The sequence below is a fragment of the Mesorhizobium sp. ISC11 genome (assembly GCF_037162595.1).
In the GTDB taxonomy this organism is placed as follows: Bacteria; Pseudomonadota; Alphaproteobacteria; order Rhizobiales; family Rhizobiaceae; genus Mesorhizobium; species Mesorhizobium ciceri.
Map to the genome: position 1 here is coordinate 1,329,098 of NZ_JAVSPW010000001.1, position 14,836 is coordinate 1,343,933.

Annotated in this window: 14 protein-coding genes and 1 pseudogene; 13 read left to right on the top strand and 2 right to left on the bottom strand. The window is 61.4% G+C overall.

What is annotated here, in order from left to right:
* Positions 1-25: 25 nt before the first annotated feature.
* Positions 26-1,028, bottom strand: a pseudogene (locus RPF88_RS06725) (glycerophosphodiester phosphodiesterase family protein).
* Between the two features lie 137 nt (positions 1,029-1,165).
* A complete protein-coding gene (locus RPF88_RS06730) occupies positions 1,166-2,422 on the bottom strand; it encodes an SAM-dependent methyltransferase (protein WP_013531472.1) in 1,257 nt (418 codons plus the stop codon).
* Positions 2,423-2,995: 573 nt separating this feature from the next.
* Between RPF88_RS06730 and RPF88_RS06735 the strand changes: the two genes are divergently transcribed.
* The 13 genes from RPF88_RS06735 to RPF88_RS06795 all read left to right on the top strand — a co-directional run bounded on the left by RPF88_RS06735 (position 2,996) and on the right by RPF88_RS06795 (position 14,811).
* On the top strand, positions 2,996-3,286 hold the full coding sequence (locus tag RPF88_RS06735; RefSeq protein WP_013531473.1) for a Dabb family protein: 291 nt from the start codon (positions 2,996-2,998) through the stop codon (positions 3,284-3,286).
* Positions 3,287-3,404: 118 nt separating this feature from the next.
* Positions 3,405-4,292 carry a VOC family protein gene (locus RPF88_RS06740; protein WP_337122013.1) on the top strand — a complete coding sequence of 296 codons (888 nt, stop codon included), beginning with the start codon at positions 3,405-3,407 and terminating at the stop codon, positions 4,290-4,292.
* Positions 4,289-5,134 (top strand): 3-deoxy-8-phosphooctulonate synthase, encoded by an 846-nt coding sequence (kdsA, locus tag RPF88_RS06745; protein ID WP_013531475.1) that lies wholly within the window; start codon positions 4,289-4,291, stop codon positions 5,132-5,134. Before RPF88_RS06740 ends, kdsA begins: the two co-directional genes overlap by 4 nt.
* A gap of 95 nt (positions 5,135-5,229) precedes the next feature.
* Positions 5,230-5,433 (top strand): dodecin family protein, encoded by a 204-nt coding sequence (locus tag RPF88_RS06750; RefSeq protein ID WP_013531476.1) that lies wholly within the window; start codon positions 5,230-5,232, stop codon positions 5,431-5,433.
* An 86-nt stretch (positions 5,434-5,519) separates the two neighbouring features.
* Positions 5,520-5,885, top strand: a complete 366-nt coding sequence (locus tag RPF88_RS06755) for a PRC-barrel domain-containing protein (RefSeq protein WP_337122014.1) — start codon at positions 5,520-5,522, stop codon at positions 5,883-5,885.
* A gap of 376 nt (positions 5,886-6,261) precedes the next feature.
* Positions 6,262-7,536 (top strand): phosphopyruvate hydratase, encoded by a 1,275-nt coding sequence (gene eno, locus RPF88_RS06760; protein WP_064994168.1) that lies wholly within the window; start codon positions 6,262-6,264, stop codon positions 7,534-7,536.
* 276 nt (positions 7,537-7,812) lie between these two features.
* The gene (locus tag RPF88_RS06765) at positions 7,813-8,136 is read left to right on the top strand and encodes an FtsB family cell division protein (RefSeq protein ID WP_013531480.1); all 324 of its coding nucleotides are present in this window, start codon (positions 7,813-7,815) and stop codon (positions 8,134-8,136) included.
* A 194-nt stretch (positions 8,137-8,330) separates the two neighbouring features.
* Positions 8,331-9,368, top strand: a complete 1,038-nt coding sequence (pdhA, locus tag RPF88_RS06770; protein ID WP_013531481.1) for a pyruvate dehydrogenase (acetyl-transferring) E1 component subunit alpha — start codon at positions 8,331-8,333, stop codon at positions 9,366-9,368.
* A 15-nt stretch (positions 9,369-9,383) separates the two neighbouring features.
* On the top strand, positions 9,384-10,787 hold the full coding sequence (locus tag RPF88_RS06775; RefSeq protein WP_013531482.1) for a pyruvate dehydrogenase complex E1 component subunit beta: 1,404 nt from the start codon (positions 9,384-9,386) through the stop codon (positions 10,785-10,787).
* 18 nt (positions 10,788-10,805) lie between these two features.
* Positions 10,806-12,221: a pyruvate dehydrogenase complex dihydrolipoamide acetyltransferase gene (locus tag RPF88_RS06780; RefSeq protein ID WP_337122015.1), complete on the top strand. Its 1,416-nt coding sequence runs from the start codon at positions 10,806-10,808 to the stop codon at positions 12,219-12,221.
* 149 nt (positions 12,222-12,370) lie between these two features.
* Entirely contained in the window at positions 12,371-13,006 is a 636-nt protein-coding gene (locus RPF88_RS06785) for an SGNH/GDSL hydrolase family protein (RefSeq protein WP_337122016.1), read from the top strand.
* A gap of 12 nt (positions 13,007-13,018) precedes the next feature.
* Entirely contained in the window at positions 13,019-14,464 is a 1,446-nt protein-coding gene (gene lpdA / locus RPF88_RS06790) for a dihydrolipoyl dehydrogenase (protein WP_337122017.1), read from the top strand.
* An 89-nt stretch (positions 14,465-14,553) separates the two neighbouring features.
* On the top strand, positions 14,554-14,811 hold the full coding sequence (locus tag RPF88_RS06795; RefSeq protein WP_013531486.1) for a GlsB/YeaQ/YmgE family stress response membrane protein: 258 nt from the start codon (positions 14,554-14,556) through the stop codon (positions 14,809-14,811).
* Positions 14,812-14,836 lie beyond the last annotated feature (25 nt).

Here is a 14,836-nt window from a genome sequence, read left to right on the forward strand (position 1 = left end):
GTTCGGGTCGGCTCGAGTCCCGGCCTTATGGCGTGGATTGAGCCGGCTGGGTGAAACGTTCCTTGATGTCAGGCATGACGAGATCCAGCGCATCGGTGGAAATGCCGCCGGAATAACCGTTCGGCAGCTGCTTGATCAGTTCGGGATCGTCCAGCCCTTGCGAAAAGTCGCCGCCGGTGTACGGGCCGAGCAGATAGACGCGGCTGTCGACGCCTTGCATGCGATCGAGAAACCGGTTCGGCCAACCCCACATCCATTTCGCGATGTTGACGGGAATGAGCAAGGTACCTTTTCGGCAGGCATCTGAAACATAGCCGCTCCAGCCAAGCGCGGCATAGCGCAGAATGCATTGCGTCAGCGACGCGCGGCTCAGCGTATGCATGTCCGGCAGTGCTGCCTTGACTGCGGCAATCGGCTTGTCGCCGCCATAGACCGAGAGATAGAAGCGCTCGTTCGGCGATAGCATGGCAAGCCGTGCGGCCAGCTTTTCGCCTTCGCCCGGATCGTTGCTCTTGACGTTGATGTTGAAGCGGCGGGCCGGGAAGTGCGCCAGAACCTCATCCAGCGACGGCATCATGCCGAGACCCTTGCCGCGAAACGGAAAGGTCTTGCCGCCATCCGCCGTATAGCCATAGCCGACATCGAGGGTCTTCAACTCGGCCATGGAATGGTTGCGTGTTTCTCCCTTGCCTTCCGTGCGGCAATCCAGCGTCCAGTCGTGGAAGACGGCGAAATTGCCGTCTGTCGTCGGGTGAACATCCAGTTCGAGCGCGTCAGCGTCCAGCGCGAAGGCTGCTTCCATCGAGGGGATCGTGTTTTCGAGGTAGGCATGGCGCGGCGGCAACATGCGACTGGCCGTGCACGTCTCACCCGTCATGCCTTCCCGTGCGTAGTCCTGGGGCAAGGCCGCGATGGGCAAGCACTTCCGGCTTGCCGGCGGGGCGGCTCGACAACAGCGAGGTGTTGTTGAGCCAGATGCCCGCCGCGGCGACAACGATGATGCCGAAGAAGATCGTCCGTTTGCGCATCAAGTGATTTCCGATTCGTCCGTCCTGCGCGGCATCCTGCTTTGCGATCGGACTTTTTGACGGCGACCGGGCGGCGATATCGAGATCATCCTCGATATCGCCTGGTCGGCGGCAATGAAATCGAAGAACGTGTCGACTTACGCCTTGTAGACCACCTGGCGCACGTCGATGTAGCTGGCGCGGAATCCGGCCTCGCAATAGTGCAGGTAGAACTCCCAGAGCTTCTTGAAGCGGTCGTCGAAGCCGAGCGGGACGATCTTTTCCCATGACGCCCAGAACCGGTGGCGCCATTCGGCAAGCGTGCGCGCATAGTCATCCGGAAACACGCGCTCGCGCAGATGGGCAAGGCCATGATCCTTGCCCAGTGTCTTCAGGATCGACGGTGTCGGCAGCATGCCACCCGGGAAAACATAGCGCTGGATGAAATCCGGCCTTGCGCGATATGTGTCGTAGGCGGCTTCGTTGATGGTGATGATCTGCAGGCCGGCGGTGCCGCCGGGTCTCAGGCAAGCCTTCATCTTGCCGAAAAACACCGGCCAGTATTTCTCGCCGACCGCCTCGAACATCTCGATCGAGGCGATGCGGTCATAGGTGCCGGTTTCGTCGCGATAGTCCTGCAGCTTGATGTCGACCTTGTCGGCAAGGCCGGCCTTGGCGATGCGAGCCGTTGCAAAATCGTGCTGCTCGCGGCTGATCGTCAGCCCGGTGACGCGGCAGCCGATCTCGCGTGCGGCGAATTCGGCGAAGCCACCCCAGCCACAGCCGATTTCCAGCACATGGTCCTTCGGGCCGATCCCTGTGTCTTTCGCCAGCGCGCGATATTTGGCGGCCTGGGCGCTTTCCAGGTCGTTGGCTCCGGTCGTGTAGAGCGCCGAGGAATAGGTCATGCTCGGATCGAGCCATTGCTTGTAAAAGGCGTTGCCGAGGTCGTAATGCGCCGAGATATTGCGCTTCGAACCGGTGCGGGTGTTCTGGTTGAACCAGTGGCGGATGCGCTGGACGGTGTTGATCAGCCAACTGGTGCCGCCCGCGATACGCTCGCCAATGACCGAATTGACCACGAACAGCTCCAGGAAGCTGGTCACATCAGGGCTTTCCCAATCGCCGTCCATGTAGGATTCGGCTACGCCGATCGTGCCGCCGGAAAAGGCGCGGCCGGGCAAGCGCCAATTCTTCAGCACCAGTTCGGCATCTGGGCCAGGTCCCTTGCCGCCGACGAGGACGGCGCGGCCGTCCGGCAGCCTCACCTTGAGTGAACCGCGCGGCAGGTTCATCGCCGCCGACAGCACCATGCGCGCTTTCGCCGGCAGACCTTTGACGATCTCGGCGAAATTGAACTCATCGAGCCTGACCGCGTCGCTCAATGCTGCGCCAAATAGTTCCTTTTGTGCCATCTCGTGCCCCCTGGATTTCCGCGGTGTCGGGGCAGATTGCCGAGCCACGGTTCTCTTGGATCATTCGCCAGCTTCGAACGCCGTTGCCGGTCCCGGGCGCTGACCGGCTCAGTGACGGGCGGGCTCGAATGAAACACGCGCTCTTTTACCAGAGCTTTAGCGCTTCCCAGTGAATCCCTGCGGCGATCTTCCACGTCATGCGGCGAAACTTCAAGAGGCAGGCCGCAAGCGGGGCTGTGCCACGCGGAATGCTTGCGCCAGCGAGAATCCGCTTTTTTGCACAGCAAAGGCCGAGCGCGCAAAAAAACGCCTATGGTCGCAGAATTGCTCGTGCGATAGATCTAGCCATGCGTTATGTAATCGCCATTGCCGCCATCGCGTTTTTCCTGATCTGGGATGGCATGTACAATCAGGGCCGCTATCTCGACACAACAGTGAGAGAGCTTAGCCATGTTGTGCGATATGTTACCGGCAGAGCTTAACTCCAGTGGCGGCAGCCGCGACATCCTAGTCGATTGACGCCAACGTCCTGCCGTCACAAAAGACCCCAGCATTTTGATCGAGGAGGCGGGGTTGATCCGGCATATCGTTTTCTTCAGCGCACGGCGAAAAGAGGATGTCGAGGCTGTGCGCACCGGCTTGCTGGCGCTCGGCAACATTCCTCATTCCAGCCTGTTCGAGGTCACGCTCAACACCAAGGTGGATCCGCTGTCGGACGAGGTCGACGTGGTCGTCTATGCGGAATTCGCCGATGACGCCGCGCTGGCCGCCTACAAGGCGCACCCGCTCTATGCGCAGACCACCAGCAAGGTCAAACCGATGCGCGAACTGCGCTATTCCGCCGATGTCGTTGCCGGAAGCTGATCGAGGCTTTGTCCCAACTGGTGCCTTTTTCGACGTCCGGTGAACTGGCGGGGGCGAAATGGCCGGGATTGCGATCAAGTCTTGAACCGATTTGCGGAATGATGCACATCGCGGCTGCATGACCCGAACCACCACTGGCACTCATCCGCTCGATCACCTGGTGCTGCCAACGCAGAGCCTTGAGGTGGCGCGAGCCCGGCTCGCCGCGCTTGGCTTCGTCGTGGCCCCGACCGGCACCCATCCCTTCGGAACGGAAAATTGCTGTGTTTTCCTGGCCGACGGCACGTATCTCGAACCGCTGGCGGTCGGCGACGAGCAGGTGGCGGCAAAGGCTATCGCGGACGGCAATGTCTTCGTCACGCGTGATCGCGCCTATCGCGACAGCAACGGCGACGAGGGGTTTTCCGCCTTTGTCCTAGGTACGGGCAATGCCGATGCCGACCATGCACGCTATGTCGATGCCGGCATCTCGGCGGGAGACACGCTGGGTTTTTCGCGCGCTTTCACCGACCCGGCCGGCAAGAGCGACATCGCATCGTTCAAGCTCGCTTTCGCGGCCGGAGCCAAAGCCACGGACGCCTTCCTGTTTGCCTGCGAGCGGGTCAACGCGCCTGATGTCGACCGCGCGGCTTTGCAGGCCCACGCCAACGGCGCGACCGGAATTGTCGAGATCTTGGCGGTCAGCGATGCGCCTGGAAAGCAGCATGAGTTGATTTCTATCACGGTGGATAATCCGGCCGCCGAAAGGCAGGGCGGCATGTTTTCCCTGCCGAATGCAGATTTGAGCATGCTTGACCGCGCGGCTTTCACCGCGCGCTTTGGCCTGCCGGCCGGCGCGCCGACAGATCTACGCTTCGCAGCGGTGGTCTTTTCGGTTCGGAACGCCGATGTGACATCGAGGCTGCTTGCGGCCAATTCCATCCAACACGATATAGCGGGCAATGATATTGTCGTGCAGCCTGCACCCGGACAGGGCGCGGCTTTCATCTTCCGGGAGACCAAATGAACAAGCCCGTCGCGCCCAATTCAGCGGTAATTGTCGGCAATGTCGTCTTCGACAACAAGGCGGCTCTGTCGCTGATCGCCGGCCCGTGCCAGTTCGAGTCGCGTCAGCACGCTTTCGACATGGCCGGCGCGCTGAAGGAACTGACCGGCAGGCTCGGAATAGGCCTCGTCTACAAGACCAGCTACGACAAGGCCAACCGCACCTCGCTGTCGGCGACGCGCGGCGCCGGCATGGACGCGGCACTTCCCGTCTTCGACGAACTGCGCAAGGAATTTTCGCTCCCGGTGCTGACCGATGTCCACACCGAGGAGCAGTGCGCCATCGTGGCGCCGCATGTCGATGTCCTGCAGATTCCGGCTTTCCTGTCGCGCCAGACCGACATGCTGGTCGCCGCGGCGAAAACCGGCAAGGTCATCAACGTGAAGAAGGGACAGTTCCTTGCCCCCTGGGACATGAAGAACGTCGTCGCCAAGATCACCGGATCCGGCAATGCCAATGTGCTGACCACCGAGCGCGGTGCTTCTTTCGGCTACAACACGCTGGTCTCCGACATGCGCGCTTTGCCTGTCATGGCAGAGATCGGCGCGCCGGTGATCTTCGATGCGACCCATTCGGTGCAGCAGCCGGGCGGGCAGGGCGGTTCCTCGGGCGGTGAACGTCGTTTTGTCGAGACGCTGGCGCGCGCGGCCGTCGCTGTCGGCGTTGCCGGCGTCTTCATCGAGACCCATCAGGATCCTGACAACTCGACCTCTTCCGACGGCCCCAACATGCTGCCGTTGAAGGACATGCCCGCTCTACTCGAGCGGCTGATGGCATTCGACCGCATCGCCAAGGGTCTCTAGGCCGGACATATCCTCTGTCGACCGCCGATGCTTGTGGACGGCGCAAGCCGCCTGTACGCTCTACCGGCAAATGAGCGTTTTGGCAGGAGGAAGCCATGTCTGTCGCCCGCGTCACCGAAATCACATCGTCGTCGAAGAAGAGCTTTCAGGACGCCATCGAACAGGGAATTGCGCGCGCATCCAAAACGCTGAAGAACGTCGAGGGCGCCTGGATCCAGGACCAGAAGATCGTCGTCCAGGACGGCAAGATCGTTGCTTATCGCGTCAACATGAAGGTTACCTTCATCCTCGCGGAGTGATCGGTCGACGCCGAAAAAGTCGGGAACCTTCGCCCGCGCCCCTCATTGTCCAATTATGGTTCGAAACCACAATGAGGAGCACAATCATGGCAACCCAGACTGGCCACACCCAAGCCATCGCCGCTTCGCGGGTCATCGGCACATCGATCTACAACACCGAAGGCACAAGCATCGGCAGTATAGAGGATGTGATGCTCGACAAGATGACGAACGGGATCATGTTCGCGGTCATCGGTTTTGGCGGCTTCCTTGGCATCGGCGAGAAATATCACGCCATTCCGTGGGCAAGCCTCGACTATGATGAGGACAAGGGCGGTTATGTCGTACCGTTTTCCAAGGAACAACTCATGGCGGCACCGGCCTATTCGATCAACGAACTGACCGGTGCCGATGGCGAGGCGGCGCGCGACGAATCCTACAATTATTACAAGGTCACGCCTTACTGGCATTAACAACAACGACAAAGCGGCCCCGTCGGGAGAGACGGGGCCGCTTTGGATTCCGGCTTATTCACTGACGTGTAAGGGGGTCATCGCCTTCGGCGGCGACTGCTGATTGTCGCATGACGTCAGGAATGCCGCCGCGATTAGAAACAGACTCACGATACCGCTCAACTGAGACATGGCGAAACTCCTCCTGTTTCGCCCCGCGCGCTGCACCTTAACCGGAAGTCAGCCGACCGTACATGACTTATGATGACGGCGATTTGCGCTTCGTGAATCGTTCGGAGGCCGATGCCGCGGCAATAATTGCCAGCGGGCCGATTGCCTTTTGCAGCACTTTGGCTAAGACGTGCGGCATTCTTCAGATCAATCGAGGACATCGCAAATGACCGCCATCGTCGACATTGTCGGGCGTGAAATCCTGGACAGCCGTGGAAATCCGACCGTCGAGGTCGATGTCATTCTCGAAGACGGCTCGATGGGCCGCGCGGCGGTGCCGTCGGGTGCTTCGACCGGTGCCCACGAGGCCGTCGAACTGCGCGACGGCGGCGCCCGCTATCTCGGCAAAGGCGTGCTCAAAGCCGTCGAGGCGGTGAACGGCGAGCTGTTCGAGGCCATCGGCGGCATGGAAGCCGAAAACCAGATTCATATCGACCAGACCATGATCGAGCTCGACGGCACGCCCAACAAGAGCCGGCTTGGCGCCAACGCCATTCTCGGCGTTTCGCTGGCGGTGGCCAAGGCGGCCGCTGATGCCGCCGGCCTACCGCTCTACCGTTATGTCGGAGGCACCAAGGCGCATCTCCTGCCGGTGCCGATGATGAACATCATCAATGGCGGCGCGCATGCCGACAACCCGATCGATTTCCAGGAATTCATGATCCTGCCGATCGGCGCGCCGACGCTGCGCGAAGGTGTCCGCTGGGGTTCGGAAATCTTCCATACGCTGCGCAAGAAACTGAAGGATGCCGGCCACAACACCAATGTCGGCGACGAGGGCGGCTTTGCCCCGAACCTGAAAAGCGCTCCGGTGGCGCTCGATTTCATCATGGAATCGATCGAGCAGGCCGGCTTCAAGCCGGGCGACGAGATCGCGCTCGGCCTCGATTGCGCCGCGACCGAGTTCTTCAAGGACGGCAACTACGTCTATGAAGGCGAGAAAAAGACGCGCGATCCCAAGGCCCAGGCCAAATACCTGGCCAAGCTTGCCACCGACTATCCGATCATCTCGATCGAGGACGGTCTTGCCGAGGACGATTGGGAAGGCTGGAAGTACCTGACCGACCTGATCGGCAAGAAGACGCAGCTGGTTGGCGACGATTTGTTCGTCACCAACACGGCGCGGCTGCGCGACGGCATCCGCATGGGGGTTGCCAACTCGATCCTGGTTAAGGTCAACCAGATCGGCTCGCTTACGGAAACGCTCGACGCCGTCGAGACCGCGCACAAGGCCGGCTACACCGCCGTGATGTCGCACCGCTCGGGCGAAACCGAGGATTCGACCATTGCCGATCTCGCCGTCGCCACCAATTGCGGACAGATCAAGACCGGCTCGCTGTCGCGCTCGGACCGCATGGCCAAGTACAATCAGCTGATCCGCATCGAGGAAGAGCTCGGCAAGCAGGCAAGCTACGCCGGCAAGTCGGTGGTCAAGGGCTGATCCGGAAACACCGGCTCATCGATACCGGACAAAAGGGCGGGAGCATTCCCGCCCTTTTTCGTTTCGGCGCCCCCAAACAGGTCACCCGTAACCGTCCGTTAAGCACAATCGGGCGAGAAAGATCGTGAGCCGCCTGAGTTCGCGGGCTAGAGCCGGATGATCTCAGGTCTGTTCGACCTGAAATCTGAATCCGACTCTAAATCAAAGAGATAGAGCATGATGTCGTCCGAAAACCGCTTCACACTTTTCGGCATCATGCTCTAGAGGAATCGGGCGATGTGGACGCGTCAGCACAAGCAGAGAAACACCGGCCGGCTGATCATTCCCTCGCTTTGCGTGGCGTTCCTGGCCTATTTCGGCTTTCATGCCTATCACGGCGAATTCGGTATCTACTCGAAATATCAGCTGGAAGCCCAGACGGTTGCGCTGCAGGGCCAGCTCGATGCGATCAAGGCGCGCCGCATGGAGCTCGAGCGCCGCGTTCGGCTGATGCATGAAGGCACGCTCGAGAAGGACATGCTCGATGAGCAGGCGCGCAAGGCGCTCAATCTGTCCCAAGCTGACGAAATCACCATTATGTTGCCGGCCTCGGCGAAATAACTGATTTCAAGTTAATCACCAATATTTTCAATGATTTTAATCGCTTAGGCGCATGCCAGCTATGCAAATTCGGCATGGCGCAACGCTTTGACGCGTGTTAGCCTCCCTAAAATCGGTGGGGAGGAGCTGATCTCCCCAGAGCAGATTTCATCCTGCTCTAATGTCCACGAAGAGACGCCAACAGGGAGTGATGCATGGCCACCGCCGCCAGAAAAGCGCCTGCCAAATCCAAATCCGACGGCAAATCGGGGCTTTCGGCCCCTAAACCTGTCGAATTCACCAAGGACGAAGAGCTTGCCGCTTACCGGCACATGCTGCTCATCCGTCGTTTCGAGGAAAAGGCCGGCCAGCTCTACGGCATGGGTTTCATCGGCGGCTTCTGCCACCTCTATATCGGCCAGGAAGCGGTCGTCACCGGCATGAAGATGGCGCTGATCGACGGCGATCAGATGATCACCGCCTATCGCGACCACGGCCACATGCTGGCGATGGAGCTGTCGCCGCGCGGCGTCATGGCCGAGCTGACCGGGCGTCGCGGCGGCCTGTCACGGGGCAAGGGTGGCTCCATGCACATGTTCTCCAAGGAAAAGCACTTTTATGGCGGCCACGGCATCGTCGGCGCGCAGGTGTCGCTCGGCACGGGCTTGGCCTTCGCCAACCGCTACCGCGACAACAACAATGTCTCGCTGACCTATTTCGGCGACGGTGCGGCCAACCAGGGCCAGGTCTATGAAAGCTTCAACATGGCCTCGCTGTGGAAGCTGCCGGTGATCTACATCATCGAGAACAACCGGTATGCCATGGGCACCTCGGTGTCGCGCTCTTCGGCGGAAACCAATTTTTCGCACCGTGGCGCTTCGTTCAAGATTCCCGGCATCCAGGTCGACGGCATGGACGTGCGCGCTGTCAAGGCCGCCGGCGACCAGGCGACCGAATGGTGCCGCGCCGGCAACGGGCCGATCATTCTCGAAATGCAGACCTACCGCTACCGGGGGCACTCGATGTCCGATCCGGCGAAATACCGCTCGAAGGAAGAAGTGCAGAAGATGCGCTCCGACCATGACCCGATCGAACAGGTCAAGGCGCGGCTCATCGAGAAGAAGTGGGCAACCGAGGACGAGCTTAAGACCATCGACAAGGAGGTCCGCGACATCGTCGCTGACGCCGCCGAATTTGCCCAGAACGATGCAGAGCCGGATCCGTCCGAGCTCTGGACCGATATCGTATTGTAACGGGAGGGCAAGGACATGCCGATCGAAATTCTCATGCCCGCTCTCTCGCCGACCATGGAAGAGGGCAATCTTTCCAAGTGGTTGAAGAATGAGGGCGACAAGGTCGTCGCCGGCGACGTCATCGCCGAGATCGAAACCGACAAGGCGACGATGGAAGTCGAGGCCGTCGACGAAGGCACGCTTGGCAAGATCCTGATCGCCGCCGGCACCGAAGGCGTCAAGGTCAACACACCGATTGCCGTTTTGCTGCAGGACGGCGAAAGTGCCGGCGATATCGGCAAGTCCTCGGCTCCCGCCAAGGCGGAAGCACCGGCAAAGGCAGAGGCTCCAGCCGCGGCGGAGGACAAGGCGGAGGCCGCAAAACCGGCTGCCGCACCGGTGGCTGCTGCGCCGAAGACGGAAATCGCCGCCGATCCGGACATTCCGGCCGGCACGGAGATGGTCTCGACCACGGTGCGCGAAGCGCTGCGCGATGCGATGGCCGAGGAAATGCGCCGCGACGGCGATGTCTTCGTCATGGGCGAGGAGGTCGCCGAATACCAGGGCGCCTACAAGATCACGCAAGGGCTGCTGCAGGAATTCGGGCCGCGGCGCGTCGTCGACACGCCGATCACCGAGCATGGCTTTGCCGGCGTCGGCGTCGGCGCGGCGATGGCCGGCCTGAAGCCGATCGTCGAGTTCATGACCTTCAACTTCGCCATGCAGGCGATCGACCAGATCATCAACTCCGCCGCCAAGACGCTCTACATGTCGGGCGGCCAGATGGGTGCGCCGATCGTTTTCCGTGGACCGAACGGCGCTGCCGCACGCGTCGCCGCGCAGCACTCGCAGTGCTACGCCGCCTGGTATAGCCACATTCCGGGCCTGAAAGTGGTGATGCCCTACACCGCCGCCGACGCCAAGGGCTTGCTGAAGGCGGCGATCCGCGATCCCAATCCGATCATCTTCCTCGAGAATGAGATCCTCTATGGCCAGTCCTTCGACGTGCCGAAGCTGGATGATTTCGTGCTGCCGATCGGCAAGGCGCGCATCCACAAGACCGGCAAGGACGTCACCATCGTCTCTTTCGGCATCGGCATGACCTATGCGGTCAAGGCGGAAGCCGAGCTGCGCGGCTTGGGCATCGATGCCGAGATCATCGACTTGCGCACGATCCGGCCGCTCGATCTCGACACCATCATCGCCTCGGTCAAGAAGACCAACCGGCTGATCGTTGTCGAAGAGGGATATCCGCAGAACTCGGTCGGCGACCATATCGCCAACCAGGTGTCGCAGCGCGCCTTCGATTTCCTCGACGCGCCGGTCATCACCATCGCCGGCAAGGATGTGCCGATGCCCTATGCCGCCAACCTCGAGAAACTGGCTTTGCCGAACGTCGGCGAAGTCATCGAGGCGGTCAAAGCCGTCACATATCGCTGAACCGGGCGGGAGGACAAAATGCCAATCAACATCACCATGCCGGCCCTGTCGCCCACGATGGAAGAGGGCAATCTGTCCAAGTGGCTCGTCAAGGAAGGCGACAAGGTTTCGCCGGGCGATGTCATTGCCGAGATCGAGACCGACAAGGCGACGATGGAAGTCGAGGCTGTCGATGAGGGCACGGTCGCAAAGCTCGTCGTTCCCGCCGGCACCGAAGGCGTCAAGGTCAACGCTCTGATCGCCGTGCTCGCTGCCGAAGGTGAGGATGCAGGCGCTGCCGCGAAAAGCGGGGGCGATGCTGCTCCAGCGAAAGCCGAGGCCAAGCAGGACAAGGCGCCAATCTCCCCACCCGTGGGGGAGATGTCGACGAAGTCGACAGAGGGGGGCGCTGTCCCGCCGTCCTCTCAGCGCGAGACGCCCCCCTCTGGCCTGCCGGCCATCTCTCCCACAAAGGGGGAGATCAGCCAGTCGCCGGAAGGACGCACCTTCGCGTCGCCGCTCGCACGTCGCATAGCCAAGGAAGCCGGTGTCGATGTGTCTGCCGTGACCGGCACCGGTCCGCATGGCCGGGTGGTGAGGGCCGATGTCGACGCGGCCATTGCCGGTGGCGGTGCCCAGGCGGCGCCTGCCGCCAAGGCTCCGGCTGGCGTGCCGGCTGCTGCTCCTGCCGCGCCGGTAAAGGCGATGTCGGACGATCAGGTGCTGAAACTGTTCGAACAGGGCTCCTACGACCTCGTCCCGCATGACAATATGCGCAAGACCATTGCGCGCCGCCTGGTCGAGGCCAAGACCACCATTCCGCATTTCTACCTGACGCTCGACTGCGAGCTCGATGCGCTGCTGGCGCTGCGCACGCAGATCAATGCGGCAGCCCCGGTGAAGAAGACCGACAAGGGCGAGGCTCCGGCCTACAAGCTGTCGGTCAACGATATGGTCATCAAGGCGATGGCGATGGCGCTGAAGGCGGTGCCCGATGCCAATGCCTCGTGGACCGAAAGCGCCATGGTCAAGCACAGGCACGCCGATGTCGGCGTTGCCGTGTCGATCCCCGGCGGGCTGATCACACCGATCATCCGCAAAGCCGACGAAAAGACGCTGTCCACCATCTCCAACGAGATGAAGGACCTCGCCAGTCGCGCCCGCAGCCGCAAGCTGAAGCCGGAAGAGTATCAGGGCGGCACCACGGCGGTGTCCAATCTCGGCATGTTCGGCATCAAGGATTTTGCCGCGGTCATCAACCCGCCGCACGCGACCATCCTGGCTGTCGGCGCCGGCGAGGAGCGGGCGGTGGTCAAGAATGGCGAGATCAGAATAGCCACCGTGATGTCGGTGACGCTGTCGACCGACCATCGCGCCGTGGACGGTGCGCTGGGTGCCGAACTGCTGGTCGCCTTCAAGCGGCTGATCGAAAACCCGATGGGCATGCTGGTCTAGGGAAGCGAGGGGGCGGTGCGGATAGTCTTCCCCAGCCCCTTCATTTTCGTCATTTCCGGATTCGCCACCGGACTGGTTGCTCGGAAACGGGCGGTCACAAGCCATGGATGGCGGGTGAAGCGTGGGTTGATCGACGCACAGGTGGGCGCATGAGGACGGTTCTTTGTTACGGCGACTCGCTGACCCGGGGCTACAATGCCGAAGGTGGCCGCCATGCACTGGAAGACCGCTGGCCAAGCGTGCTGCAGACCGGGCTTGGCAGTGGCGTCGAAGTTATCGCCGAAGGCCTCAATGGCCGTACCACCGCCTTCGACGACCACCTGGCCGGTGCTGATCGCAACGGCGCCAGGCTGCTGCCAACGGTGCTGACGACGCATGCGCCGATCGACCTGATTGTCATCATGCTCGGCGCCAACGACATGAAGCCGTGGATCCACGGCAATCCCGTCGCGGCCAAGCAGGGCATCCAGCGGTTGATCGACATCGTGCGCGGTCACGATTATCCGTTCGACTGGCCGGCGCCGCAGATCCTCATCGTTTCGCCGCCTGTCGTCAGTCGCACCGAAAATGCCGAATTCAAGGAAATGTTTGCCGGCGGCGACGACGCCTCGAAGTTTTTGGCACCGCAATATGCCGCGCTCGCCGATGAGGCCGGCTGCGGCTTCTTCGACGCCGGCAGCGTGGCGCAAACCACACCTCTCGACGGTGTTCATCTTGACGCCGAAAATACGCGAAACATCGGCGAGGCGCTAACACCAGTCGTGCGCGTCATGCTGGAATTGTGAAGGAGAAAACCCGTGGCTGAGAACTACGACGTCATCATCATCGGCTCCGGTCCCGGCGGCTATGTCACCGCGGTGCGTTCCGCGCAGCTCGGCTTCAAGACGGCGATCGTCGAGCGCGAGCATCTCGGCGGCATTTGCCTTAACTGGGGCTGCATCCCGACCAAGGCGCTGCTGCGCTCGGCCGAGATCATGCACTATTCGGATCACCTGAAGGATTACGGGCTGAAGCTCGACGGCAAGGTCAGCGTGGACACATCGGCCGTCGTTGACCGCTCGCGCAAGGTGTCGCTGCGGCTCAATGGCGGCGTTGCCTTCCTGATGAAGAAGAACAAGGTCGACGTCATCTGGGGCGAGGCCAAGCTTTCGAAGGCGGGCGAGATCGTCGTGTCCAAGACGGCCAAGAAGCCGATGGAGCCACAGCCGCCGGTGCCGAAAGGCGTCAAGGGCGAGGGCACCTATGCCGCCAAGCACATCATCCTGGCGACCGGCGCCCGGCCACGCGCGCTGCCCGGCATCGAGCCGGACGGAAAGCTGATCTGGACCTATTTCGAGGCCATGGTGCCGAAGGAGATGCCGAAGTCGTTGCTCGTCATGGGATCGGGCGCCATCGGCATCGAATTCGCCTCCTTCTACCGCACAATGGGCGCCGAGGTGACGGTGGTCGAATTGCTGCCGGCGGTGATGCCGGTCGAGGACGCCGAAGTCTCGAAGTTCGCGCAGAAGCAGTTCGAGAAGCAAGGCATGAAGATCATCCTCGAAGCCAAGGTGACCAAGGTCGAGAAGGGCACGAACTCGGTCACGGCGCATGTCGAGATGAAGGACGGCAAGGTCGAGAAGATCACCGCCGACCGGATGATCTCGGCCGTCGGCGTGCAAGGCAACATCGAGGGCCTCGGGCTTGAGGCGCTCGGCGTGAAGACCGAACGCGGCTGCGTCGTCATCGATGGTTACGGCAAGACCAATGTGCCGGGCATCTATGCCATCGGCGATGTCGCCGGCCCGCCGATGCTCGCCCACAAGGCCGAACATGAGGGTGTCGTGTGCATCGAGAAGATCGCTGATTTTCCTGGCGTACATGCCACCGACAAGCTGAAGATTCCGGGCTGCACCTACTGCAATCCGCAGGTCGCCTCGGTTGGCCTGACCGAAGCCAAGGCCAAGGCAGAGGGCTGGGATATCCGGGTCGGGCGCTTCCAGTTCGCCGCCAATGGCAAGGCGATCGCGCTCGGTGAGGATCAGGGCTTCATCAAGACCATCTTCGACAAGAAGACCGGTCAATTGCTCGGCGCCCACATGGTCGGCGCCGAAGTGACCGAACTGATCCAGGGCTTCGTCGTGGCGATGAACCTGGAGACGACCGAGGAAGAGCTGATGCACACCATCTTCCCGCACCCGACGCTGTCGGAGATGATGAAGGAAAGCGTGCTCGACGCCTATGGCCGCGCGCTCAACGCGTGATAGATTGAAAGCGCTGCTACAGATGGAACCCGGCGGCAAGGTACATCGTTTGCTGATGCACTTTCATCCATCACACAAGGAGAAGGCATATGCACCTGAATGGCGTCGGCTGGATAGCAGCCATCATCATCGGCGGCCTGGCAGGCTGGTTCGCCGAAATGTTCATGAAGAGCAACACCGGCATCTTCATGAACATCGTTATGGGCATCGTCGGCGCGATCGTACTGAACGCCATTCTGCAGGCTCTCAATTTTGGCCCGTTCGGCGTCGGCTGGATTGCCTATCTGATCACCGGCTTTATCGGTGCCTGCCTGCTGATCTGGGCGGGACGCCTGGTGCGCCGCTGACATCCCTGAAGAGCTGCCATGCGAA

Excerpts from the sequence above, each read along its gene's own strand:
- eno (WP_064994168.1), top strand. The coding sequence starts at position 6,262 with ATGACCGCCATCGTCGACATTGTCGGGCGTGAAATCCTGGACAGCCGT.
- RPF88_RS06750 (WP_013531476.1), top strand. The coding sequence starts at position 5,230 with ATGTCTGTCGCCCGCGTCACCGAAATCACATCGTCGTCGAAGAAGAGC.
- RPF88_RS06775 (WP_013531482.1), top strand. The coding sequence starts at position 9,384 with ATGCCGATCGAAATTCTCATGCCCGCTCTCTCGCCGACCATGGAAGAG.
- RPF88_RS06740 (WP_337122013.1), top strand. The coding sequence starts at position 3,405 with ATGACCCGAACCACCACTGGCACTCATCCGCTCGATCACCTGGTGCTG.
- RPF88_RS06785 (WP_337122016.1), top strand. The coding sequence starts at position 12,371 with ATGAGGACGGTTCTTTGTTACGGCGACTCGCTGACCCGGGGCTACAAT.
- kdsA (WP_013531475.1), top strand. The coding sequence starts at position 4,289 with ATGAACAAGCCCGTCGCGCCCAATTCAGCGGTAATTGTCGGCAATGTC.
- RPF88_RS06765 (WP_013531480.1), top strand. The coding sequence starts at position 7,813 with ATGTGGACGCGTCAGCACAAGCAGAGAAACACCGGCCGGCTGATCATT.
- RPF88_RS06755 (WP_337122014.1), top strand. The coding sequence starts at position 5,520 with ATGGCAACCCAGACTGGCCACACCCAAGCCATCGCCGCTTCGCGGGTC.
- RPF88_RS06795 (WP_013531486.1), top strand. The coding sequence starts at position 14,554 with ATGCACCTGAATGGCGTCGGCTGGATAGCAGCCATCATCATCGGCGGC.
- RPF88_RS06780 (WP_337122015.1), top strand. The coding sequence starts at position 10,806 with ATGCCAATCAACATCACCATGCCGGCCCTGTCGCCCACGATGGAAGAG.
- RPF88_RS06730 (WP_013531472.1), bottom strand. The coding sequence starts at position 2,422 with ATGGCACAAAAGGAACTATTTGGCGCAGCATTGAGCGACGCGGTCAGG.
- pdhA (WP_013531481.1), top strand. The coding sequence starts at position 8,331 with ATGGCCACCGCCGCCAGAAAAGCGCCTGCCAAATCCAAATCCGACGGC.